This is a genomic window from Catellatospora chokoriensis, assembly GCF_011297315.1.
Lineage (GTDB): Bacteria > Actinomycetota > Actinomycetes > Mycobacteriales > Micromonosporaceae > Catellatospora > Catellatospora citrea.
In genome coordinates this window covers 133974-157737 of sequence record NZ_JAAOTI010000011.1, presented here as the reverse complement: position 1 = coordinate 157737, position 23764 = coordinate 133974, and the positions used below count along the sequence as shown (strand labels likewise).

The 23764-nt window shown below is 70.8% G+C and carries 16 protein-coding genes; 13 read left to right on the top strand and 3 right to left on the bottom strand.

The genetic code is table 11. The features are described from left to right. The first annotated feature begins 50 nt into the window (after positions 1-50). The 4 genes from HAV39_RS18340 (at position 51) to HAV39_RS18325 (ending at position 4706) form a co-directional block, all read left to right on the top strand. Complete coding sequence (locus tag HAV39_RS18340) at positions 51-1451, top strand: ABC transporter substrate-binding protein (protein WP_244958826.1); 1401 nt, start codon at positions 51-53, stop codon at positions 1449-1451. A 74-nt stretch (positions 1452-1525) separates the two neighbouring features. After that, positions 1526-2422, top strand: a complete 897-nt coding sequence (locus HAV39_RS18335; protein WP_191840431.1) for a carbohydrate ABC transporter permease — start codon at positions 1526-1528, stop codon at positions 2420-2422. Further along, entirely contained in the window at positions 2422-3318 is an 897-nt protein-coding gene (locus HAV39_RS18330; protein WP_191840430.1) for a carbohydrate ABC transporter permease, read from the top strand. The genes HAV39_RS18335 and HAV39_RS18330 overlap by 1 nt, the downstream gene beginning before the upstream one ends. Beyond that, complete coding sequence (locus HAV39_RS18325; protein ID WP_191840429.1) at positions 3315-4706, top strand: GH1 family beta-glucosidase; 1392 nt, start codon at positions 3315-3317, stop codon at positions 4704-4706. Before HAV39_RS18330 ends, HAV39_RS18325 begins: the two co-directional genes overlap by 4 nt. Before the next feature lie 119 nt (positions 4707-4825). Here HAV39_RS18325 and HAV39_RS18320 read toward each other — a convergent pair whose 3' ends face one another. Next, on the bottom strand, positions 4826-5488 hold the full coding sequence (locus HAV39_RS18320; protein WP_191840428.1) for a hypothetical protein: 663 nt from the start codon (positions 5486-5488) through the stop codon (positions 4826-4828). A 155-nt stretch (positions 5489-5643) separates the two neighbouring features. On the opposite strand from HAV39_RS18320, the gene HAV39_RS18315 reads away from it, so the two are divergent. The 4 genes from HAV39_RS18315 (at position 5644) to HAV39_RS18300 (ending at position 12156) form a co-directional block, all read left to right on the top strand. Continuing rightward, the gene (locus HAV39_RS18315; protein WP_239120897.1) at positions 5644-6075 is read left to right on the top strand and encodes a potassium channel family protein; all 432 of its coding nucleotides are present in this window, start codon (positions 5644-5646) and stop codon (positions 6073-6075) included. Positions 6076-6131: 56 nt separating this feature from the next. Continuing rightward, positions 6132-6713, top strand: coding sequence for a hypothetical protein (locus HAV39_RS18310; protein WP_191840427.1), 582 nt, complete (start codon positions 6132-6134; stop codon positions 6711-6713). Positions 6714-7210: 497 nt separating this feature from the next. After that, entirely contained in the window at positions 7211-8596 is a 1386-nt protein-coding gene (locus HAV39_RS18305; protein ID WP_191840426.1) for a DUF1996 domain-containing protein, read from the top strand. 212 nt (positions 8597-8808) lie between these two features. Continuing rightward, positions 8809-12156, top strand: coding sequence for an AfsR/SARP family transcriptional regulator (locus HAV39_RS18300; protein ID WP_191840425.1), 3348 nt, complete (start codon positions 8809-8811; stop codon positions 12154-12156). Between the two features lie 96 nt (positions 12157-12252). On the opposite strand, the gene HAV39_RS18295 is transcribed toward HAV39_RS18300, so the two are convergent. Next, positions 12253-13071, bottom strand: a complete 819-nt coding sequence (locus HAV39_RS18295) for an ABC transporter permease (RefSeq protein ID WP_191840424.1) — start codon at positions 13069-13071, stop codon at positions 12253-12255. Further along, on the bottom strand, positions 13068-14024 hold the full coding sequence (locus HAV39_RS18290; RefSeq protein WP_191840423.1) for an ATP-binding cassette domain-containing protein: 957 nt from the start codon (positions 14022-14024) through the stop codon (positions 13068-13070). Before HAV39_RS18290 ends, HAV39_RS18295 begins: the two co-directional genes overlap by 4 nt. Positions 14025-14168: 144 nt before the next feature. Between HAV39_RS18290 and HAV39_RS18285 the strand changes: the two genes are divergently transcribed. The 5 genes from HAV39_RS18285 to HAV39_RS18265 all read left to right on the top strand — a co-directional run bounded on the left by HAV39_RS18285 (position 14169) and on the right by HAV39_RS18265 (position 23716). Continuing rightward, positions 14169-14369 carry a hypothetical protein gene (locus HAV39_RS18285; RefSeq protein ID WP_191840422.1) on the top strand — a complete coding sequence of 67 codons (201 nt, stop codon included), beginning with the start codon at positions 14169-14171 and terminating at the stop codon, positions 14367-14369. 243 nt (positions 14370-14612) lie between these two features. After that, positions 14613-15032, top strand: coding sequence for a hypothetical protein (locus HAV39_RS18280; RefSeq protein WP_191840421.1), 420 nt, complete (start codon positions 14613-14615; stop codon positions 15030-15032). A gap of 53 nt (positions 15033-15085) precedes the next feature. Next, positions 15086-15496, top strand: coding sequence for a hypothetical protein (locus tag HAV39_RS18275; RefSeq protein WP_191840420.1), 411 nt, complete (start codon positions 15086-15088; stop codon positions 15494-15496). 102 nt (positions 15497-15598) lie between these two features. Further along, positions 15599-18901 (top strand): AfsR/SARP family transcriptional regulator, encoded by a 3303-nt coding sequence (locus HAV39_RS18270; RefSeq protein WP_191840419.1) that lies wholly within the window; start codon positions 15599-15601, stop codon positions 18899-18901. A gap of 546 nt (positions 18902-19447) precedes the next feature. Next, positions 19448-23716: a discoidin domain-containing protein gene (locus tag HAV39_RS18265; RefSeq protein WP_373311849.1), complete on the top strand. Its 4269-nt coding sequence runs from the start codon at positions 19448-19450 to the stop codon at positions 23714-23716. Positions 23717-23764 lie beyond the last annotated feature (48 nt).

Here is a 23764-nt window from a genome sequence, read left to right as displayed (position 1 = left end):
GCACGGCAACTGACTCTTGACAGGACCGGACCGCGGGGCGATGCTCTGGCGTGGGAGAGCGCTCTCCGATAGAGCGCTCTCACGAAGCTCCTCAGCACGTTACCCCAAAAGAACGCACCATCCCTTCCTGTGTTTGGAGGAAAAGCATGCGTCCAGCCCTCAACGGCGGAAGCCTGCGCCGCCGCGCCGTCATGGTCGCGGGTCCGCTGCTCGCGACCGCGCTCGTGCTCGTGCTCGGCACCGCGGCCTGCGGTGGCAGTGACGACCCGGCGAAGCCGGGTGAGAAGGTCAAGCTCACGATCGCGACGTTCGGTGAGTTCGGGTACAAGGACTTGTACAAGGAGTACATGGCCGCGAACCCGAATGTGGAGATCGTGGAGCGGATCACCAAGGCCGAGGACCACCACAAGAACCTCGCTGCGCACCTGGCGACGAATACGGGTGCCGCGGACATCGAGGCGATCGAGGAGGGCTGGGCGGGTCAGTTCACGGCGAATCCGGGCAAGTTCTACAACTGGATGGATTACGGCGGCGGGGACATTAAGTCGCAGTGGCCGGCGTGGAAGTGGCAGCAGGGTTCGTCGGCCAAGGGCGAGGTCGTCGGTCTGGGCACGGATGTCGGTGGTATGGCGATGTGCTACCGCCGGGACATCTTCGAGAAGGCGGGCCTGCCGACCGATCGTGAGGCCGTGAGCAAGCTGTGGCCGACGTGGGAGGACTACATCGCCACGGGTGTGAAGTTCAAGAACGCCAACATCAAGGGCTCTTCGTGGATGGACGGGCCGACGATCATCTACCGTTCGATCCTGGGTCAGCAGCCGGTGGGTATCTACGACGCCGACAAGGTCGTGGTGGAGACCAACCCGGGTGTCAAGAAGGCGTGGGATCTGACGATCGACGCGATCAACAAGGGTCTGTCGGCGAAGATCGCGCCGTGGTCGGCGGACTGGAACGCCGGTATGGCCAAGGGTTCGTTCGTCACTCTCGCGTGCCCGTCGTGGATGATGGCCTACATCCAGAGCCAGGCCAAGGACTCCTCGGGTAAGTGGGACATCGCTGCGGTTCCTGGTGGTGGCGGTAACTGGGGTGGTTCGTTCCTGACGCTGCCCAAGCAGGGCAAGAACGTGCAGGAGGCTGCGAAGCTGGCGAAGTGGCTGGTGGCTCCGGAGCAGCAGGCGAAGGTGTTCCGGGCGCTGGGTAACTTCCCGTCGACGGTGTCGCTGTACGAGGATGCGGTGATCAAGGACTTCAAGAACCCGTTCTTCAACAACGCGCCGGTGGGTCAGATCTTCTCGAACTCGGTGAAGACGATGGTGCCGCAGTACATGGGTCCGAAGTCCGGTGACATCAACACGGCGATTCAGAATGGTCTGACCCGTGTGGAGCAGGGCAAGCAGAAGCCTGACGAGGCCTGGACGCAGTCCGTCAAGGACGTCAACGCACTCCTGTGAGCCGGGGGCGGGCCCGGTCATGGCAGCAGCCGTGGCCGGGCCCGCCCGCACCGCCGCCTGAAGGGACACCCCCGATGAAAAACTTGATGTACCGCTTGGACGTGAAGGGTTCCCCCTACCTCTACATCGTCCCGTTCTTCCTGCTCTTCGCCGCGTTCGGGATCTTCCCGCTGGCGTACACCGCGTGGGTCTCCCTGCATGAGTGGAGCCTGCTGTCGGAGACGCACACCTTCCTGGGGTTGCAGAACTACCAGGAGTTGTTCGCCGACGAGTACTTCTGGAACGCGTTGCGTAACACCGCCCAGATCTGGGTGCTGTCGACCGTTCCGCAGCTGTTGATGGCCCTGGTGTTGGCGCATGTGCTGAACCAGCGGTTGCGGGCGCCGACGTTCTGGCGGATGACGGCGGTGCTGCCCAACATCACGTCGGTGGCCGCGGTGGCGATCATCTTCGGGCAGATCTTCGGTAAGGACTACGGCCTGGTCAACTGGCTCCTCGAAACGCTGGGCCTGGGGCGGATCGACTGGCAGGCCGGGACCGCGTCGTCGCAGATCGCGATCTCCGTGATGATCCTCTGGCGGTGGACGGGCTACAACGCGCTGATCTATCTCGCCGCGATGCAGGCGGTGAACAGGGACCTCTATGACGCCGCGTCCCTGGACGGGGCCAGCAGCTTCCAGCAGCTGACCCGGATCACGGTCCCGGCGATCCGCCCGACGATCATCTTCACGGTCATCGTGTCGACGATCGGCGGCATGCAGGTGCTGGCCGAGCCGCTGCTGTTCGGCGGCGGTTCGATGACCGGCGGCAGTGACCGGCAGTTCCAGACGCTGTCGCTGTACCTGTACGAGGTGGCGTTCTCCCGGTTCGACTTCGGTTACGCCTCGACCGCGGCGTGGGCGATGTTCGGCATCATCGTGATCGTCGCGGCGATCAACTACTTCCTGACCAGCCGCCTGCGGAGGTCCTGATGACTACCACGTTGACCCCACCGAAGCGCGCCGCCGAGGCCACCGAGCCCGTGCCGTCGCGACGCTACAAGGGCTTCGTGGAGCGCCGTCCCGGCAAGCTCACCTACCTCGCCCTGACCGGTCTGGCGCTGTTCTCGGCGTTCCCGCTGTACTGGTCGTTCGTCGTCGGCTCGCACGACAACGGCATCCTGGGCCAGGTGCCGCCGCCGCTGGGCCTGGGCCCGAACCTGTTCGAGAACGTCGAGCGGGCCTTCGGCACGATCGACTTCGCCAAGGCGCTGGCCAACTCGTTCATGGTGTCGGGCGCGATCACGATCAGCGTGGTGCTGTTCTCCACGCTGGCCGGCTTCGCGTTCGCCAAGCTGCGCTTCCGGGGCCGCAACGCGCTGCTGGTCATGGTCATCGCGACCATGATGGTGCCGACGCAGCTGGGCATCATCCCGCTGTACATGCTGATGGCCAAGATCGAGTGGACCGGCACCATGTACGCGGTCATCGCGCCCGGCCTGGTCAGCGCGTTCGGCGTGTTCTTCATGACGCAGTACCTGGGCGAGGCGGTGCCGACCGAGCTGATCGAGGCGGCCCGTGCCGACGGCTGCACCACGCTGCGCATCTTCTGGCACGTGGTGCTGCCGGTGTCGAAGCCCGCCGCGGCGGTGCTGGGCATGCTGACCTTCATGACGGCGTGGAACGACTTCTTCTGGCCGCTGGTCGTGCTCACCCCGGAGGACCCGACCGTGCAGGTCGCGCTGTCCGCGCTGGCCAGCGGTTACATCACGGACTTCTCGCTGTCGCTCACCGGAACGATCATCGCGACGGTCCCGTTGCTCATCGTCTTCGTGGCGCTGGGCAAGCACATCATCGGAGGCATCATGCAAGGGGCGATCAAGGGATGACCAGCGTTCTGCCACAGGAGATCGCCACGCCCTCGCGGCTGTCCTTCCCCCAGGGATTCCGCTGGGGCGCTGCGACCGCGTCGTACCAGATCGAGGGGGCGGCGACCGAGGACGGGCGCACCCCGTCGATCTGGGACACCATGTCCCGCGAGCCGGGTCGGGTGTTCCGCAACCACAGCGGTGACGTGGCCTGCGACCACTACCACCGCTACCGCGACGACGTGCGCCTCATGTCCGAGCTGGGCCTGGGCACCTACCGGTTCTCGGTCGCCTGGCCGCGCATCAAGCCCGACGGCTCCGGCCCGGTCAACCCGCGCGGCCTCGACTTCTACGACCGCCTCGTGGACGAGCTGCTGGCCAACGGCATCGCGCCGATGGTCACCCTCTACCACTGGGACCTGCCGCAGGTCCTCGAGGACCGGGGCGGCTGGACCAACCGCGACACCGCGTACTACCTCGCCGATCTGGCCTCGGCGACGATCGCCCGGCTCGGTGACCGGGTGGCGACCTGGACCACGCTCAACGAGCCGTGGTGCTCGGCGTTCCTCGGGTACGCCAGCGGCGACCACGCCCCGGGCCGGCGCGAGCCGCAGGCCGCCTACCTGGCCGCGCACCATCTGCTGCTCGGCCACGGCCTGGCCGCGCAGGCGCTGCGGGCCGGCGGTGCGCGCGAGCTGTCCATCACGCACGTGCTCACCCGGGTCGACGCGCAGAACCCACACGACGCGCACGACCGCGACGCGGCCCGGCTCGTCGACGGACTGCAGAACCGGATCTGGCTGGACCCGGTGCTGCGCGGGCACTACCCGGCCGACATCCTGCCGCTGTTCGAGCGGTTCGGCGCCGCGGACGCGATCCGCGACGGCGACCTGGACGTCATCTCCACGCCGATCGACCTGCTGGGTGTGAACTACTACCAGCCGGCGCTGGTGCGGGCGAAGGTCGGCGCGGTCGGCCAGGCGAACTACCCGGGCAGCGAGGGCGTCGACTTCCCGCCGCAGGGCCTGCCGGTCACCGGTATGGACTGGCCGATCGACGCCACCGGCCTGTCGGACACGCTGGTCCGGCTGTCCCGGGACTACCCGGGCACCCCGCTGATGATCACGGAGAACGGCTCGGCGTACCACGACATCCTGGAGGGCGACCGGGTCGCCGACCCGGACCGGATCGCCTACTTCGACGGCCACCTGCGGGCCGTGCACAAGGCGATCGAGCGGGGCGCCGACGTGCGCGGCTACCTGGCCTGGTCGCTGATGGACAACTTCGAGTGGGCGTACGGCTACGACAAGCGCTTCGGCCTGGTCTACGTCGACTACGACACCCAGCGCCGGGTGCCCAAGGACAGCGCCCGCTGGTACACGCAGGTCATCCGGGACAACGGCCTGTGAGCAGCCCGGTCTGAGCGCTGCCGTCCGTCGCGCTCAGGCAGTGTGACGGTGGGGGGGTGACCGTCACACATGAACGCCCCGGCCCGCGAACTCGCGGGCCGGGGCGCCGTGCTTGCGGGTCAGTGCTGCGGGGCGTTCCACATCGCGGCGAAGCCGGCCGCCTCGCCGGTCAGCCAGCGGTCCACGTCCGCGCCCTTGGTGGCCTCGCTCTGGTAGGCGATGCCGCGCCGCACGTCGACCAGCACCGGCTCGGCGTGCGGCAGGATCTGGTCCATGTTCGCGCGCAGCAGGTGCAGCGTCGCCATGATCAGGTCGGCGGTCGGCGGGTCCTCGTCGAAGTGCAGCCGGACCGCCTCGTTGCGGCCGTCGTCGTAGCGCAGCCCGAAGTGGGCGCTGATGCGCACGGGCAGGGAGCCGATCATCGCGAGCGCGTCGTTGGTCCGCGTCACGCGGCAGCCCTGCCCCTCGATGGACGTCAGGTAGCTGGCCGCGCCCGCCGTCAGCGAGGCGTAGAGCCGCTGCCAGCGGGGGTCGACGACGTCGTTGACCTCGACCAGGTGGGTGCCGGGCGTGTGCTGGTCGATGTCGGTCTTGAGCGCCTTGATGAGCCGGCTGTGCGGGTTGAACCCGCCTCCGGTCTCGCGCTGCTTGCGCAGCTTGCCGACGAAGGCGGCCTTGGCGGGCCCGGACCGGTCGACGTAGCGGGTGAAGGCCAGCAGCGTGGCGTAGGGCAGCGCGGCGGTCGAGGGAGTGTCGGCGACGGTCGCTTGAGGGGTAGGCATGTCGGCTCCGTTCGCAGCTCAGCGATTATTTTTCGTACACACATTCTAATCGACGGCACTGACATTTCCGCCCTCTCGTGCCGTCCGATCGGACGTCGCCGGAGCCGTCCGGTCGGCCACTGACGGGAGTTTGCGCGCGGCTGCACAATGTGGCGGTGAACCTGCTCAAGCGCTTCACCAACTCGCCGAAGGCGCTGGTCTTCACCTACCTGCTGCTGATCTTGGTGTCCGGCATCCTCTACTGGGCGTTCGAGGAAGGCAAGTCGCCGGGTGACGCGGTCTGGTGGGCGGTGGTCACCGCCTCGACCGTCGGCTACGGCGACAGCTACCCGCTCACCTGGCAGGGCCGGATCCTGGCCGGCTTCCTGATCTCCGTCATGGTGCTGTTCGTGATCCCGCTGATCACGGCGCATTTCGCGAGCAAGCTCATCGTCGACAACGACGCCTTCCAGCACGAGGAGCAGGAAGAGATCAAGAACCAGCTCCGGCAGATCCGCGCGATCGTGGAGCGGCTGGCCCCGGCCGACGCCGAGCGAGCCGGTGCGGCGCTGGACGCGGTCGAGGCACGGGCCGACGACGGCCGATGAGCGCGGGCTGCCGGTGATCGCGGCCCGGTGCCACGTCCGCCGGTAGTGTCACGCCGGTGTGGGGACTCGCGGGCTACCGGCCTGAACCGGTGACGGACGTGGCAGGCCTGCGCGGCGCGCACGGCGACCACCTGCGCTCGCTCGTCGGCCGGCGGCTGACCCGGATCCGCGGGCTCTGCTACGTGGCCGAGGGCGACAGGTGCACGACGCTGCCGGTCGTGCTGGAGTTCGAGGGCGAGCGGCTGGAGCTCGCCGCGGAAGGCTTCGACCGGCTCTTCGTGAGCCGTGACGACCTGGCCGACGATCCGCTGCCGGACACCGACGACCAGGACGACCCCGATCAGGAGGTCGCCTGGGCCGACCCCGCGCGTGCCGAGCTGGACGTGCTGCTCGGTGCGACGGTGACCGCGGTGCGGGCGCTGGAGCACGACTTCCGGCTCACCGCGCGCGACGGCGGGCGTATCGAGGCCTGGCTGCTCGGTGGGCTGGAGCTGGTCTTCGCGTGCGGACGGGCCGTGCAGCTCACGAACGCTCTCGACGCATTGGAGATCACCGTCGAGGCGCCGGACGCGGGCCCGTGGCGGCGGACCGCGGTCGACCTGCCCGGTCAGGACCAGCGGGCGCCCGACAGGTCCTGACCGGAAGCAGCGATCTCCGCGACGAGACGGGTCCGCGTCGCATGGCGTGTGCTCTCCGCGCACCGGACCGGCCTGCGAGAGCCGCTGCCGGTGCTTGACACCGGTGCCGCAACCTCGGATCCAGGGGCGGCACCGGCGATGGAGAGCGCTCTCCACAGCGGAGATGTTACGCGGATGTTGCCGCTCGTCAATACCCGGGTGGAATAAGTCCGATTTAAAGCATTAGCGACCGACTTTAGGACGACTCCGTTGGGGTGCAAGGTGATCCGGCTGGTGGGCCGAGTCGCACCGGCCGGCGCGGCGGGCACGGCATAACGGCCAAAACGCCCGGGACATTGACGGAGGTGCACCTGCGGCGCAACACTGTTGGAGAGCGCTCTCCATCGTACTGCGGTGTGGAGACGCCATGCCCGTCATCGGCCCCGCGGTACGGCCCGTCCGTCCCGGCTCGCCGCACCGTTCCCGGTGCGCCGAGCCCCCATCCTCCGGGAGATTCGATGACATCGATCGGCCAGAGCCGGCCGAGGCGCTCCACGCTCGCGGGACTAGCTGCCGCAGCCCTGCTGGCGTCACTGGTCACCGTGGTGCCCATGCAGTCCGCCCAGGCGGCCGTCACCCTGCTCTCGCAAGGCAGGCCGGCCACCGCGTCGTCCACCGAGAACGGCGGCACGCCCGCCACCGCGGCGGTCGACGGCAACCCCGCCACCCGCTGGTCCAGCCAGTTCAGCGACCCGCAGTGGCTGCGCGTCGACCTCGGTTCCACCGCGGCGATCACCCAGGTGGTGCTGCAGTGGGAGGGCGCGTACGCGACCGCGTACCAGATCCAGGTCTCGAACGACGGCAACAACTGGACCTCGATCTACAGCACCACCACGAGCACCGGCGGCACCCAGACGCTCAACGTCACGGGCAACGGCCGCTACGTGCGGATGTACGGCACGGTCCGCAACGGTGGCTACGGCTACTCGCTGTGGGAGTTCAAGGTGTACGGCGACAACGGCACCGCGCCGCCGGCCACCGGCTACGTGCTGGCCAATCCGCAGGTCACCGGGGTCACGCCGTCGACCTACAACCCGCCGCACGCCTACTTCCACGAGTTCCAGGCCAACTGCGCGTTCAGCCACGACCGGCCCGACGACCCGATCGTCTACCCGGGCCTGCCCGGCGCGTCGCACATGCACACGTTCATGGGCAACCGCACCACCAACGCCGCCAGCACGCTGTCGTCGCTGAACGCCGGCGGCACGACGTGCCTGGCGCCCGGTGACAAGTCCGGCTACTGGATGCCGACCCTCTACAACGGCAACCAGGTGATCACGCCGGTCGGGCCGCAGGTCATCTACTACAAGACGGGTGTCAACGACTACACCAGCGTCCGGCCGTTCCCGCCGGGCCTGCGTTTCGTCGTGGGCAGCCCGAACGCCACGGCCGACCAGTTCATGTTCGGGTCGGTCGAGGGCTGGGAGTGCGGCGAGAGCTACCACAACGCCGACTTCCCGACATACTGCCCCGCGGGCACTCAGGTCAACGTCCGCTACCAGGCCCCTAGCTGCTGGGACGGCCTCTACCTGGACACCCCCGACCACAAGAGCCACATGGCGTACCCGGTGAACCTGGTCTGCCCGACCAGCCACCCGGTGGCGCTGCCGATGATCGAGTTCAAGATGGCGTTCCCGGTCAGCGGGGACATGTCCCAGGTGCGGCTGTCGAGCGGGCGGGGCTACTCGTTCCACTACGACTTCTTCAACGCCTGGGACCCGGCCACGCAGGCCGCCCTGGTCAACCACTGCGTACGCGGCGGCCTGCAGTGCAACGCCCGCGGCTACGACGAGACCCAGCCGGGTCGCGGCGCGGCCCTCAACGCGAACTACCAGCTCCCGTAACGCACCGAGGCCGGCCCCGGCATGGCGGGGCCGGCCGCCCCCAAGGTCACCCGACTTGCCTGGCAACCGGTCGTATCGCGGGTCAAGATACGCCCACCTGCCAGGCAAGTCCGATGATCTTGCGGCGGGCGCAGGCCCGGTGGGGGTGGCCGGACCCACGTGCGGGATCGGTGGGATCGGCGGGCGGGCGCACGCCTGGAACACTGGGCGACATGCGCGTGGGGATCCTGGGTCCGCTGGAGGTGCACCTTGCCGGGGAGCCGGTCGAGGTGGCCGGGGCCCGGCTGCGCGCGCTGCTGATCCGGCTGGCCGTGGACGCGGGCCGGACCGTGCCGGTGAACGCGCTCGCCGACGCGCTGTGGGGCGAGACGCTGCCCGCCGACCCGGCCAACGCGGTGCAGACCCTGGTCTCGCGGCTGCGCCGTGCGCTGCCCGACGGCGCGGTCAGCTTCGGCCCCGGCGGCTACCGGCTGGAGATCGTGCCCGAGGCCGTCGACGCGCTGCACTTCGAGGAACTGGCCCGGCGCGGGCGCACCGCACTGGCGGCCGGGCACCCCGGGGAGGCGGCCGAGCTGCTCGGGCGGGCGCTGGCACTGTGGCGCGGCGATGCGCTCGCCGAGGTCGCCGACGTGGCGTACGCCGGCGCGGCGGGCGCGCGGTGGGAGGAGCTGCGCCTGCTCGCGGTCGAGGACCGGGTCGAGGCGGAGCTGGCGGTGTCCGCGCCCGACCGGGTGGTGCCGGAGCTGGAGCGCCTGGTCGCCGACCAGCCGCTGCGGGAGCGCCCGCGCGCGCTGCTGATCCGGGCTCTGCACGCCGCCGGGCGCACCGCTGACGCGCTGGCCGCCTACGCCGACTTCCGCGGGCGGCTCGCCGGGGAGCTGGGCGTCGACCCGTCCGCCGAGCTGCGGCAGCTGCACCTGGCCGTGCTGCGCGACGAGCCCGCGGCCCGGACCTCCTTCACACCGCCCGGCACGATGCGGACCTCGCCTGAACGGCCCGGCATGGCGCAGACCTCCTTCACCGCGCCCGGCACGACGTGGACCTCGCCCGAGCCGTCCGGCATGGCGACGCCGTCCGGCATGGCGACGCCGTCCGGCATGGTGGGCACCTCGTCCGAGCAACCGGGCGCGTTCGTGACCGGCTCCCCGGCTCGCCGGGACAACCTGCGGACCGCGCTGACCAGCTTCGTCGGGCGGGCCGAGGAGCTGGACCGGATCGCGCGCCTGCTGGCCGGCAGCCGGCTGGTGACATTGGTCGGGCCCGGTGGCGCGGGCAAGACCCGGCTCTCGCTCACCGCCGCCGCGCGGCAGCACGCCGACGACCCCGCGCTGCGGGTGTGCCTGGTCGAGCTCGCCCCGGTCACCGACCCGGTGACCCTGGTCCAGGCGCTGCTCGGCGCCCTCGACCTGCGCGAGTCGGGCTACCTGGACAACGGCCAGCCGGTGCTGCCCCGCGACGCGACCTCCCGGCTCGTCGACGCCCTGTCCGCCGAGGACGTGCTGCTGGTGCTCGACAACTGCGAGCACCTGGTCGAGCCCGTCGCGACGCTGGCCGAGGAGCTGCTGACCCGCTGCCCGCGGCTGCGGGTGCTGGCCACCACCCGCGAACCGCTGAACATCCTCGGCGAGGCGCTGTGCCCGGTGTCGCCGCTGGCCCTGCCCGAGCCTGCGGCGAGCGTGGCAGGCGCGCTGGCGTACCCGGTGGTGCAGTTGCTGCGCGACCGCGCCGCCGCGGTGCGGCCCGACTTCGCGGTCACCGACGGCAACGTCGCCGACGTGGTGGAGATCTGCCGCCGCCTCGACGGCCTGCCGCTGGCCGTCGAGCTGGCCGCCGCCCGGCTGCGGTTCATGTCCCCGGCGCACCTGGCGGACCGGCTCGGCGACCGGTTCCGGCTGCTGACCGGCGGCAGCCGCACCGCCATGGCCCGCCACCGCACCCTGCGCGCGGTCGTCGCGTGGAGCTGGGACCTGCTGCTGGAGCCCGAACGCCTGCTCATCGAGCGGCTGTCGGTGTTCCCGGCCGGGGCGACCCGCGACAGCGCGGCGGGCGTCTGCGCCGACGACCGGGTCCCGGCCGCCGACGTCGCCGACCTGCTCGACGCGCTGGTCGACAAGTCACTGCTGCAGGTCACCGGTGACGGCGAGCTGCGATACCGGATGCTCGACACCATCCGCGAGTACGGACTGGAACGGCTGGCCGACACCGACCTGCCCCGGGTGCGGGCCGCGCACACGGCATACTTCCTGGCTCTCGCCGAGCAGGCCGAACCGCACCTGCGCGGGGCCGAGCAGCTGCACTGGATCCGGCTGGTGTCCGCCGAGCGCGACAACATGCTGGCCGCGCTGCACGCCGCCGTCGACGCGGGCGACGCCGACACCGCGGTGCGCCTGGTCGCCGCGCTGGGCCTCTACTGGACCGTGCTCGGCGCGAACGCCGAGGCCGCGAGCTGGCTCGGGCAGGCGCTCGCGGTGCCCGGTGCGGCGCCCGGCCCGCAGCGGGCCATCGCCACCGCGTTCTACCTGGTCAACACCGCCAACTCGGACCAGCCCGGCGACGGCACCGAACTGGTCAAGGAGATCGGCCGCCTGGCGAGCAGCCTCGATCCGGCCTGGGACCATCCGCTGCTGGCCCTGCTGGAGCCCGTCGCGGCGCTGCTGATCGACGACACCGCCGCCGGCCTAGCCGCGATCGACCGCAAGCTGTCCCACCCCGATCCCTGGGCACGGTCGATGCTGCGCCTGTCGCGCGCGTTCATCTCCGACAACGACGGCCACGGCGAGGCCATGTACGCGGACCTGCTCGCCGCGGTCGACGGCTTCCGCCAGGTGGGGGAGCGTGGCGCGCTGTCCATGGCGCTGACCGCGCTCGGCGAGGCCAGGTCCAACCGCGGCGACTTCGACGGCGCGGTGGCCGCGATCACCGAGTCGATCGAACTGACCCGGGAGCTGTCGGGCACCGACGACACCGAGTACCAGCAGGTGCGGCTGGCCGTCGTGCGCGGGCACCGGGGCGAGACCGAGGCCGCCGAGTCGGTGCTGCGGGAGATCGCCGAGCACGGGTCGGCCCGGCACGCCTGCGGTGCCCGCCTGGGCCTGGGCGACCTGGCCCGCCAGCGCGGCGACCTGACCGAGGCGACCCGGCAGTACGGGCTCGCGCTGGCGCAGCTCGGCGACGCGGTGATGGCGTCGCCGCAGTTCCGTTCGCTGATCCTGAGCTCGAAGGCACACCTGGCCCTGGCGGTCGGCGACCTCGACGAGGCGGCCGCCTGCCTGGTCGAGGCCTACGCCGGCGCGCTCACCGTGAAGGACATGCCGGTGGTGGCGCGGGTCGGTGTCGGCGTGGCCGACGTGTGGCGGGCGCGCGGTGACCGGACGCGGGCGGCGCGGGTGCTCGGCGCGGTCGAGACTCTGCGCGGCAGCCCCGATCTGGCCAACCCCGACGTGCTGCGGCTGACCGCCTGGCTGGCCGCGGACCCCGCGCTCGCCGACGCGTTCGCCGAGGGCCGCCTGCTGGACCGCGCCGGCTGCCTCGACGCCGTCGACCCCCACCACCTCACCTGACTCGTCCCGAATCGCCCCAGCTCACCGCCCTGCACGGAGGGGAAGGGCACCTTCTGCACGGACGTCCGTCAAGAAGGTGCCCTTCCTGCGCTCTGGTCAGGTGCGGCGGCGGTAGGCGCGGACGGCGAGGGGGGCGAAGACGGCGAGCAGGCCCAGCGACCACAGGAGGGTGGACGTGATCGGGCCCGCGATGGGGCCGCCGAGCATCAGGCCGCGGGCGGCTTCCATGACGTCGGTGACGGGGTTGAGTTTCACCCAGGCCTGGAGCCAGCCGGGCAGGGTGTCGGTGGGGACCATCATGTTGGTGCCGAAGGTGAGCGGGAACATGATGAGGAACGAGATGCCCTGCACCGCGCCCGGCTCGCGGACCAGCATGCCGATCAGGACCGAGGTCCAGCTCAGGCAGAACGAGAAGACCAGCACGAGCAGGCAGGCGGCCAGGCCCAGGAGCAGGCCGTTGCCGAAGCGGAAGCCCAGCGCGCTGCCGAAGCCGATGAGCACCACCATCGCCACCACGAAGCGGATCACGTCGCCGACCACCGCGCCGATGAGCGGGGCCGAGCGGGCGATGGGCAGGCTGCGGAAGCGGTCGAAGACGCCCTTCTTGATGTCGCTGTTGAGGTTCACCCCGATCGCCGTCGAGGCGAACATGGCCGTCTGCACCATGATCGCGGGCAGCAGGAACTGCAGGTACGCGTGCTGCGAGCCGGCGACCGCGCCGCCCAGCAGGTACACGAAGATGACCACGAAGATGACCGGTTGCAGGGTGACGTCGAGCAGTTGCTCGGGGGTGCGACGGGTCTTGGTCAGGCTGCGGGCGGCCAGCGCGAGGCTGTGCCGGATCAGGCGGAACGGGCGCCGGGCCGGGGCCGCGGGGGTCACGGCCGGGGCGGGCGGGGTGAGGGTGGCGGTCATACGCCGGCCTCCTGGCGGTCGTCGGCTCCGTGGCCGGTGAGGGTGAGGAAGACCTCGTCGAGGCTGGGCAGGCGCAGCGACAGCTCGGTCATGGTGATCCCCGCGGCGGCCAGCCGGCGCACCGCCTCGGTGAACGCGGTGTCGTCGGGCACCGGCACGGTGAGCACGCCGCGGCTGGGCGACTCGGGCCGGTGGCCGGACACCTCGGCGAGGATCTGCTCGGTGTCGCCGAGCCGGGCCGGGTCGGCCGGGCGCGCGGCGATGGTCTGGCCGCCGACGATGCGCTTGAGATCGGCGGGGGTGTCGTGAGCGATCACCCGGCCGTGGTCCATCACCGTGATCTCGTCGGCGAGCGCGTCGGCCTCCTCCAGGTACTGCGTGGTCAGCAGGACCGTGGTGCCGTCGGCGAGCAGCGCGCGGACCATGTTCCACACGTCGTCGCGCTTGGCCGGGTCCAGGCCGGTGGTCGGCTCGTCGAGGTAGATCACCTCGGGGCGGCCGACCAGGCTGGCGGCCAGGTCGAGGCGGCGGCGCATGCCGCCGGAGTAGGTGCGGGCGGGCCGGCCGGCGGCCTCGGTGAGGTCGAAGCGGGCCAGCAGTTCCGCGGCGCGGACCCGGGCGTCGGCGCTGCGCAGGTCCATCAGGCGGCCGATGAGCAGCAGGTTCTCGGTGCCGGTGAGGTCGTCGTCGACGGAGGCGTACTGGCCGGTCAGGCCGATGCGGCGGCGCACCTGGTCGGCGTCGCGCACGACGTCGTACCCGCCGACCGTGGCCCGGCCCGCGTCGGGGCGCAGCAGCGTGGCGAGCACGCGGACCGCGGTGGTCTTGCCGGCGCCGTTCGGGCCGAGCACGCCGAGCACGGTGCCTGGCCGGGCGGCGAGGTCCACGCCGTCCAGCGCGACGGTCTTGCCGTACCGCTTGACCAGGCCCTCGGCCTGGAAAGCGTAGGTCATGATCTTTTCCTTCCCTGGTCTGACGCGACCAGGGTGCGCGGGGGCGCTGGCAGGGCGCGCACAGCCCGCTGGCACGGGCGCACACCTGGGCGTACGCCTTTCGCGGTGCTACCGTCGACAACCCCCGAACCCCGAGGTCAGCCCATGTCCCACCGTTGCGGCAAGCACGTCCTCCTGTCCGCCCCCGCTTCCCCGAGCTCCGGCTGGGTCGCCTGCGCGGTGCACCGGATGGGCGAGAACCAGCTCGGCCAGACCTTCGGCCGCATCGTCGGGCTGGAGTTTTGCGGCGAGGAGGTCCTCGGCTTCGGCTGGATCATCGCCCACGCCATGCTCGACGAGGCCTAGCCGACGATCTCGCGAGGTGCCGGGACGGCGTCCGCCGCCGAGTCGCGCGGACGCGGCCGGCCCTGACCCGTCCCGCCGGGATGTGACCGCTCACCTCACCACGCGCCCGGCGGCTCTGCCGCCGTGACCGATGCCGCGCGAACGGCGCCGGTGCGCGATCCGTACGCGATCCATACGTCCAGATCCCTAGTTTCGACTGCGCCGACGCCACCGTGCGCGGCGGCGAAACAGGAAGGAGGACGTATGGCGCATCCGGTACTGAGACGGGGCCTGTCCCTGGCGGCTGCTGCCGTGGCGGCCGCGGCGAGTGTCGCGATCGGCGCGGTCCCGGCCGCCGCGGCCGTTCCCTCGAAGGACGCCGAGGTCTACACCCTCGACGACAACCCCGGCGGCCGGGGTTTCTTCGAAAGCACCGGCGAGCATCTGTTCGCCTGCGACCAGCAGGCTGACGGCCTGCGCGTGGTCGCCCGGATCACCTGGTACGCGGGCGGCAGCTACCACACCAGGACCGTGCACGACGCGAACGGTGCGAACAACGGCTGCACCGAGTACGCGAACGACATCGAGATCGCCGAGGGCACCGAGGTGATCCTCGAGGTCTGGCTGCAGGACGGGTCCGACGGGACCCCTCGGTTCGGCAACCTCAAGTCCGGCTGGGCATGAGCCGCGGCGGTGGCGAGACCCCACGAGACGACCCGGCAACCGAAGGGAAAGTCATGAGCACCAAAACGATCAAGCAGCGGGCGCTGTCCATCACCGCCGCCACGCTGCTCGCGGGCGGCATCATGCTCAACGCCTCACCTGCTCACGCGGGCGTCGACATCTCGGTGAAGACCACCGACGACAACCCGGGCGGCAGCGCCCACTTCAACGACCTCGGCGAGTACTTCAACGTCTGCGACGACCAGGTCGACGGCAAGCGCGCCGTCGCGTGGCTGGAGTGGTACTCGGGCGGCTTCTACCACGTGGCGGAGGTGCAGGACGCCAACGGCGGCAACAACGGCTGCGTGCTGTACCCGTACGACATCGAGATCGCCGAGGGCAACACGGTGTGGCTGACCGTGTGCCTGCAGGACGGTGCCAACGGCACCCCCGTCTTCTGCAGGACGCAGTCCGGCACGGCGTGACCTGGAGAACCTCCTGGACCGGTGCGGAGGCCGCGGCCTCCGCACCGGCAGGAAGTGGCGTCACGGCAGCGGGATGATCGCCGCCGGACTAGATTGTCCAATATGGTCACCAGCGCCGAGGCTGCCGCAGCCGTCAGTTTCCGCCTGCTCGGCGTGGTGGAGGCTCGAGCAGCGGACCGGCTGATCCCGCTCAGCGGCAGGCAGCGCGCGCTGCTGGCGGTGCTGGCACTCAACGCGGGCCGGGTCGTGCCCGCGCACCGGCTGGCCGATGCCATCTGGGGAGAGCCCCTGCCGCCCTCGCACGCGGCCCGGATCCGCGTGCTCGTGTCGGAGCTGCGCAAGGCGTTCTCCGCCGCGGGCAGTGACCTGGTCGTCACCCGGCCACCGGGATACCTGCTGCACGCCGCCCCGGGCCAGCTCGACCTGCAGATCTTCGTAGACACGCTCGCTCTGGCCCGCGCCGCAGCCGGGCGTGGCGACCACGAGGCGGCGCTCGCCCGCTACGACGAGGCGCTGGCCCTGTGGCAGGGCAGCGCCCTGGACGGAGTCACCGGCCTGTTCCTGGAGGCGGAGGCGGCGCGCCTCGGCGAGCTGCGGCTGCTGGCGCTGGAGGACCGCACCTCCGTCATGCTCACCCTGGGCCGCGGCGCGGAGCTCATCGCCGAGCTGGGCAGCCTGGTCGCCGAGCACCCGCTGCGGGAGCGGCCGCACGGGCAGCTCATGCTCGCCCTACACCACAGCGGACGGCGCGGCGAGGCGCTCGGACTGTACCGGACGCTCCGCGCGCGGCTGGCCACCGAGCTGGGCCTGGAACCCGCATCCGACCTGCAGAAACTACACCGTCAACTGCTGACGGGCGACCCGGCCGTGGACGTGGCGCCGCCCGCGCCGACGCCGCCCGCGCCGGCGACGCCGCCCGCACGCCAGCTGCCGGCGCGGTCGGGGCTGTTCGTCGGCCGCCATGCGGAACTGGCTCAGCTGGAGGCCTGGAGCACGGGCCCCCACCGGCTGATGCTCGTGGCGGGAGCCGCCGGCGCGGGCAAGACCACGCTCGCCGTGCACTGGGCGCACCAGGCGGCCGACAGGTTCCCGGACGGGCAGCTCTACTGCGACCTCAAGGGATTCCAGCCGGGCACGCCGATGTCGCCGTCGGAGGCGCTGCCCCGGCTGCTGCGTGCGCTCGGCGTGGCCGGTGACGACATCCCCGCGGACCTCGACGAGCAGGTCGCCCGCTACCGCTCCGTCGTGGCCGGTCAGCGGCTGCTGCTCATTCTGGACGACGCCGCCGACGTGGGGCAGATCCGGCCGCTGCTGCCCGGTGAGCCCGGCTGTCTCACCGTCGCCACCAGCCGCAACCGGCTCAGCGGCCTGGTGGCCATGGACGGCGCGCAGCGGCTGACCCTCGGCGTGCTCGCCCCCGCCGAATCCCTCGAACTGCTCGGCCGCACGGCGGGCCGGGAACTCGTGGCAGCCGACAGCGCGGCGGCCGCCGAGATGACCGACCTGTGCGGACACCTGCCGCTGGCGCTGCGCATCGCCGGCGCACGGTTGGCCGACTACCCCCGGCGCGGTCTGCGCTGGTATCTCGACGACCTGGCCGGCGACCGGATCAGCGGCCTGCAGATCGCCGACGATCCGCAGGCCAGCGTGCGTGCGGCGTTCGCCTCCTCGTACGCCGCCCTGCCCGCCCCCGCGCAGCGGATGTTCCGGCTGCTCGCCGCCGCCCCGACCCCGGCCGGCGCTGCCGTCGGGGCCGCTGCCGCGTTGGCCGCGGTCGGCACGGACGAAGCCATGCGGCTGCTGGACACGCTCGCGGCGGCGCACCTGCTCATCGACCTGGCACCCGGCCGCTACGGGGTGCACGACCTCATCCGGCAGTACGGCGCCGAACTGGCGGCCGCCGCGCCGGGCGAACGGATCGACGCGCTGCGGCGGCTGCTCGACTTCTACCACCGCAGCGTCGTCGCGGCGACCGCGCACGTGGCGACGACCGGGACACGGCTGCCGCCCAGGGCGGCGGAGCCGGCCGTGCGGCACGTGGCGTTCGCGCAGGCCGCCGCGGCCAACGAGTGGCTGCGTGCCGAGACGGACAACCTGACCGCGGCGGTGGACGAGGCGGCGGCGTCGGGGCTGCCCGAGCTGGCCTGGTACCTCGCTGACGCGCTCGTGCCGGTGCTGCGCCAGCGGGTCTCCCCACCGGAGTGGCTGTCGGTCGTGGAGTCCGGGATGGCCGCGGCGCGAGCGGCCGGCGACCCGCTGGGCACGGCCGCCATGCGGTGCGCCATGGCGTACCGCTGGCTGCTCAACGGCGACTACGGCCGGGCCGCCGAGCAGTACCGGCTGGCCGGTGACGGCTACCGGGCGGCGGGGTACCGCCCCGGAGAGGCCAGCGCGCTGTCGGGTCTGGCGGTGGCGCGCAACCGCGCCGGACGCCCGAGCGAGGCGGCCCGCGTGCTGTCGGCCTCGGTGCTGATCCATCGGGCGGTGGGCGACCGCGCGGGTGAGGCACACGATCTGGCCAATCGCGGCTCGGCGCGCCGGGAACTGGGCGATTTCACCGGCGCGGTCCGCGACCTCGACCTGGCGCTGCCGGTGCTGCGGGAGGTGGGCAACCGCATCGGGGAGTCGGTGGCGCTGTCGAACCTCGGCGAGGTGCGCCACCAGCAGGGCCGGTTCGGCGAGGCGGTGGCGCTGCTCGGCCGGGCGATGGCGGTCGACCGGGAACTCGGCGCGGCACGGCGCGAGGCCGAGCGCCGGTACTACCTCGGGCTCGTGCACAGCGACGCGGGCCGCCTCGACGAAGCCGAACAGGAGCTGGCCACGGCACTCGACGTGGCGGTGCGGCTCGGCGAACGGCGGCTGGAGGTGCTGACCCTGTGCGGGCTGGCCCTGCTGCACGTGCGCGCCGGGCGGGCCGGCCGTGCCGACGAGTGCGCGGACCGGGCCGCCGCGATCGCCGGTGACACGGGTGACCGGTACACCCGCTACCTCATCGCGGTGACCCGCGCCGGGGCGTACGCCGGGCGGCAGCGATACCGGCAGGCGTACGAATCCGCGGCCCTGGCGCTGGAACTGCTCGACGGGAGCGCGTCACCGCTGTACACCGCGCGCGCCGACTACCACCTCGCCGAGGCGTGCTACGGCCTCGGCGACATGTCCGGCGGCCGGGTCCACGCCGCGCGGGCCCTGGCCGTGCAGCGCACGGCGGGGCAGTGGCCCGCGGTGGTCCTGACGTTGGCGGTGCTCGGCCGCGTGCACCAGCACGACGGCACGGTCGAGGCCGCGCGTGCCTGCCTCAACGAGGCGCTGGAGCTGGCCGACTTCATCGGGATGCCGGAACGGCGGACCATCCAGGCGGCGTCGGCGGCGCTGGGCGGCGGGCCGGTCACGATGCAAAAAATCTAGGGCTGAGTGCAAGTTTGCAATTCTGCGCGAAACGTTGCGGACGGTGACGGCGCAACGCTTGCTGCCGCAACTGGCGCGTGGGACGGACTCACCAGGGTCCACGGGCCACCCCTGCTCATCTGTACCTGACGATGCGCCTGGCCGTCCACAACGGAGACTGCCGAGATCAGTGGTCATGAGTGGACGTCACCGGCGGTGACCGGCCCTGGTCGCGAAGGGGTCGTGGCCGTACGCACAGGAAATGATCACTGTCCGTCCTCACTCGACGGTTGCTACGTTTTTTGCATTGCACTGTGGACTTCTAACTACCAAGGCTCTAACGTTTTGCTACCACAGTCAGAAACACCGATGACTTGAGCTCGTAACAGTGCTTCAGGTGGCAGGTGGCTCCTCGGCCGTGGCGGCGTGTGCGCGCGAGCTGGCACGTCGCCGCAATCCGCTCCGGCCGGGTCGCCTTCCGCACCACGGGGTGGCCGTCGTTCGCGACGGCGACCGCGGATTCGCGGCGGGATGAAACGCAGGAGAGGCAATGCAGGGAGGAGTGCAGTGAAACTCAAGAATGTCCGGATCAGACTGCTCGCGACGGTGGTCGCGGCGAGCCTGGCCGTCGTGGCGGGGCCGACGTCATCGGCCTCGGCCGCCGGAGGGCCCAACCTGGCCGCCGGCAAGACGACGTCGGCCAGCAGCGTCAACGGACCCTACGTGACCGGCAACCTGGTCGACTCGAACCAGGGGTCGTACTGGGAGAGCTCCGGCGCCTTCGCCCAGTGGGCGCAGGTCGACCTCGGCAGCACCGTCAGCATCGACCAGGTCGTGCTGAAGCTGCCCGCGGGCTGGGGCGAGCGCACCCAGACGCTGTCCGTGCAGGGCAGCACCAACGGCACCTCGTTCAGCACGATCGTGGGCTCGGCCGGGTACAACTTCCAGCCCGGCTCCGGCAACGTGGTGACCGTCAACTTCACCGCGGCCAGCACCCGGTATGTGCGGATCAACATCACCGCCAACACCGGCTGGGCGGCCGCGCAGCTGTCCGAGCTGGAGGTGTACGGCGCGGGCGGCGGCTCGTCCGGCAACCTCGCCATCGGCAAGTCGATCACCGAGAGCGGCCACGCCGACGTGTACGGCGCGGGCAACGCCAACGACGGCAACCAGGGCACCTACTGGGAGAGCGTGAACAACGCCTGGCCGCAGTGGCTGCGCGTCGACCTCGGCTCGACCGTGAGCGTGAACCGGGTCGTGCTGAAGATCCCGGCCGGCTGGGGTGCGCGCACGCAGACCCTCGCCGTGCAGGGCAGCGCCAACGGCACCACGTTCTCCGACATCGTGGCCTCGACCGGGTACAACTTCACCGGCTCGAACACCGTGACGATCGACTTCGCCACCGCGTCCACCCGGTACGTGCGGATCAACATCACCGCCAACACCGGCTGGCCGGCGGGCCAGATCTCCGAGTTCGAGATCTACGGCCCGACGACCGGTGACACGCAGGCCCCGTCCACCCCGGGCAGCCTGGCCTACACGCAGCCCGCGTCCGGCCAGATCCGCCTGACCTGGAACGCCTCCACCGACAACGTCGGCGTCACCGCGTACGACATCTACGCCAACGGCGACCTGCTGACCAGCGTCAGCGGCTCGACACTGACCTACACCGACAGCCGGCCGGACAGCCAGACGGTCAGCTACTACGTGCGGGCCCGCGACGCGGCCGGCAACCAGTCGGGCAACAGCAACACAGTCACCCGCACCGGCCAGACCGGGGACACGCAGGCGCCCACCGCGCCCGGCAGCCTCGCCTACACCCTGCCCGCGTCCGGCCAGATCCGGCTGACCTGGACCGCGTCGACCGACAACGTCGGCGTGACCGGCTACGACATCTACGCCAACAGCGCGCTGCGGGCCAGCGTGAACGGCTCGACGCTGACCTACACCGACAGCCAGCCGGACACCGCGACGGTCAGCTACTACGTGCGGGCCAAGGACGCGGCGGGCAACATCTCGCCGATGAGCAACATCGTCACCCGCAACGGCTCCGGTGGCGGCGGCACCAACCAGGCGCTCAACAAGCCGATCACGGACAACGGCCACACGCACATCTTCGCGCCGGAGAACGCCAACGACGGCGACCTCACCACGTACTGGGAGGGCAGCACGTCGCCCAACCAGCTCACCGTGGCGATGGGCTCCAACGTCGGCGTCAGCTCGATCGTGATCAAGCTGAACCCGGACGGCGCGTGGGGCGCGCGCACCCAGACCCTCCAGGTCCTGGGCCGCGAGCAGAGCTCGTCGTCGTTCGTCAACGTGGTCTCCTCGGCGGCGTACAACTTCAACCCGGCCACCGGCAACACGGTGACCATCAACGCCTCCGGCAGCTACGCCGACATCCGGCTCCAGTTCACCGGCAACACCGGCGCCCCCGGCGGCCAGGTCGCCGAGCTCCAGGTCATCGGCACCCCGGCGCCGAACCCGGACCTCACCGTCACCTCGGTCACCTGGTCCCCGGCCTCCCCGGTGGAGACCGACGCGATCACCGTGAGCGCGGTCGTGCGCAACGCGGGCACCAACACCTCGGGCGCGACCAACGTCAACTTCTACCTGGGCACCACCCTGGTGGGCACCGGCACGGTCGGCTCGCTGGCCGCCGGCGCGCAGACGACGGTCAACGCCAACATCGGCACCCGCAACGCCGGCTCCTACGCCGTCACCGCGAAGGTCGACGAGGCCAACACGGTCATCGAGCAGAACGAGGCCAACAACAGCCTCACCGCGTCGAGCAACCTCACGGTAAGCCCGGTGCAGAGCTCCGACCTGGTCGCGAACCTGAGCTGGACGCCGAGCAACCCGTCCGCGGGCAACAACGTCACGTTCTCGGTCGCCATCAAGAACCAGGGCACCATCGCCTCGGCGAGCGGCGCGCACGGCATCACGCTGACCGTCCTCAACGAGGCCGGCACCGTGGTCCGCACGCTGACCGGGTCGGTCTCCGGCGTCATCAACGCCGGCGCCACCTCGGCGGCGCAGAACCTGGGCACGTGGACCGCGGCCAACGGCCGGTACACGGTCCGCGTGGTGCTGGCCAACGACGCCAACGAGCTGGCGGTCAAGCAGGCCAACAACACCAGCGACACGCCGCTGTTCGTCGGGCGTGGCGCGAACATGAACTACGACATGTACGAGGCCGAGGACGGCTCGACCGGCGGCGGCGCGGCCGTGGTCGGCCCGAACCGCACCATCGGCGACCTCGCCGGTGAGGCCAGCGGCCGCAAGGCCGTGACGCTGAACAGCAACGGCCAGTTCGTGCAGTGGACCACCAAGTCCGCGGCCAACGCGCTGGTCGCCCGGTTCTCCATCCCGGACAACTCGGGCGGCACGGGCACGACGTCGACGCTGAACATCTACGTCAACAACGTGTTCCACAAGGCGATCACGCTGACCTCGAAGTACTCGTGGCTCTACGGCGCGGAGGCGGGGCCGAGCAACTCGCCCGGCGCCGGCCCGGCGCGTCACCTGTACGACGAGGCCAACATCCTGCTGGACTCCACCATCCCGCAGGGCGCCACGATCAAGCTCCAGAAGGACGCGGCCAACAGCGGCACCTTCGCGATCGACTTCATCAACCTGGAGCTGGTCAGCCAGCGGGCCAACCCGGACCCGGCCCGGTACAAGGTGCCCACCGGCACCTCGCACCAGGAGGTCCAGAACGCCCTCGACGCGGTCCGGATGGACACCACCGGCACGTTCGTCGGTGTCTACCTGCCCGCCGGCAACTACGAGACGGCGCAGAAGTTCCAGATCTACGGCAAGCCGATCAAGGTCGTCGGCGCGGGCATGTGGTACACCCGCTTCAACACCCCGACCGGCCAGGAGAACACCGACGCCGGCTTCCGGGTGGAGAGCAGCGCCAACGGCTCGTCCTTCGAGCACCTGGCGTTCTTCGGCAACTACACCATCCGCCAGGACGGCCCGGGCAAGGTCTGGGGCGAGCTGAGCCAGGTGAACAACCTGACGTTCGACAGCGTCTGGGTCGAGCACACGGTCTGCGGCTGGTGGGGTGTCAAGGTCAGCGGCTGGACGGTCAAGAACAGCCGGGTCCGCAACACCTTCGCCGATGGCATCAACCTGACCAACGACTCCACCAACAACCTCGTCACCAACGTCGAGGGACGCGGCAACGGCGACGACGCGTTCGCGCTGTTCTCCGCGATCGACTCCGGTGGTTCGGTCGGCAACCACGGCAACGTCTTCGAGAACCTCTCGGCGACGCTGACCTGGCGTGCCGCGGGTCTGGCCGTGTACGGCGGCTACGACAACGTGTTCCGCAACCTGTACATCGCGGACATGCTGACGTACTCCGGCATCACGATCAGCTCGCTGGACTTCGGATACCCGTTCGTCGGATTCGGCACCACGCCCACCCGGTTCGAGAACATCTCGCTCGTGCGGGCCGGCGGTCACTTCTGGGGCAACCAGACCTTCGGCGCCATCTGGGTCTTCGCGGCCTCGAAGGAGTTCCGCGGGATCCGGGTGACCGATGTGGACATCGTCGACCCGACGTACTCCGGCATCATGTTCCAGTCGAAGTACCCGGAGCAGCAGCCGGTGACCGACACCGTCTTCACCAACGTCAGCATCAGCGGCGCGCAGAAGAGCGGTGACGCGTTCGACGCCAAGTCCGGCTTCGGCATCTGGGTCAACGAGCTGCCCGAAACGGGTCAGGGTCCGGCGAGGGGTTCGGCCACCTTCAACAACCTGACCTTCAGCAACAACTTCCAGAACATCAAGAACACGACTACCACCTTCACCCTCAACATCAGCTAGTAGAAGAAAGGAAGGGCACCTTCACAACGCTCCGCGTTGTAGAAGGTG

Coding starts and splice junctions, on each gene's coding strand:
- HAV39_RS18335 (WP_191840431.1), top strand. CDS start 1,526: ATGAAAAACTTGATGTACCGCTTGGACGTGAAGGGTTCCCCCTACCTC.
- HAV39_RS18330 (WP_191840430.1), top strand. CDS start 2,422: ATGACTACCACGTTGACCCCACCGAAGCGCGCCGCCGAGGCCACCGAG.
- HAV39_RS18325 (WP_191840429.1), top strand. CDS start 3,315: ATGACCAGCGTTCTGCCACAGGAGATCGCCACGCCCTCGCGGCTGTCC.
- HAV39_RS18320 (WP_191840428.1), bottom strand. CDS start 5,488: ATGCCTACCCCTCAAGCGACCGTCGCCGACACTCCCTCGACCGCCGCG.
- HAV39_RS18305 (WP_191840426.1), top strand. CDS start 7,211: ATGACATCGATCGGCCAGAGCCGGCCGAGGCGCTCCACGCTCGCGGGA.
- HAV39_RS18300 (WP_191840425.1), top strand. CDS start 8,809: ATGCGCGTGGGGATCCTGGGTCCGCTGGAGGTGCACCTTGCCGGGGAG.
- HAV39_RS18295 (WP_191840424.1), bottom strand. CDS start 13,071: ATGACCGCCACCCTCACCCCGCCCGCCCCGGCCGTGACCCCCGCGGCC.
- HAV39_RS18290 (WP_191840423.1), bottom strand. CDS start 14,024: ATGACCTACGCTTTCCAGGCCGAGGGCCTGGTCAAGCGGTACGGCAAG.
- HAV39_RS18285 (WP_191840422.1), top strand. CDS start 14,169: ATGTCCCACCGTTGCGGCAAGCACGTCCTCCTGTCCGCCCCCGCTTCC.
- HAV39_RS18280 (WP_191840421.1), top strand. CDS start 14,613: ATGGCGCATCCGGTACTGAGACGGGGCCTGTCCCTGGCGGCTGCTGCC.
- HAV39_RS18275 (WP_191840420.1), top strand. CDS start 15,086: ATGAGCACCAAAACGATCAAGCAGCGGGCGCTGTCCATCACCGCCGCC.
- HAV39_RS18270 (WP_191840419.1), top strand. CDS start 15,599: ATGGTCACCAGCGCCGAGGCTGCCGCAGCCGTCAGTTTCCGCCTGCTC.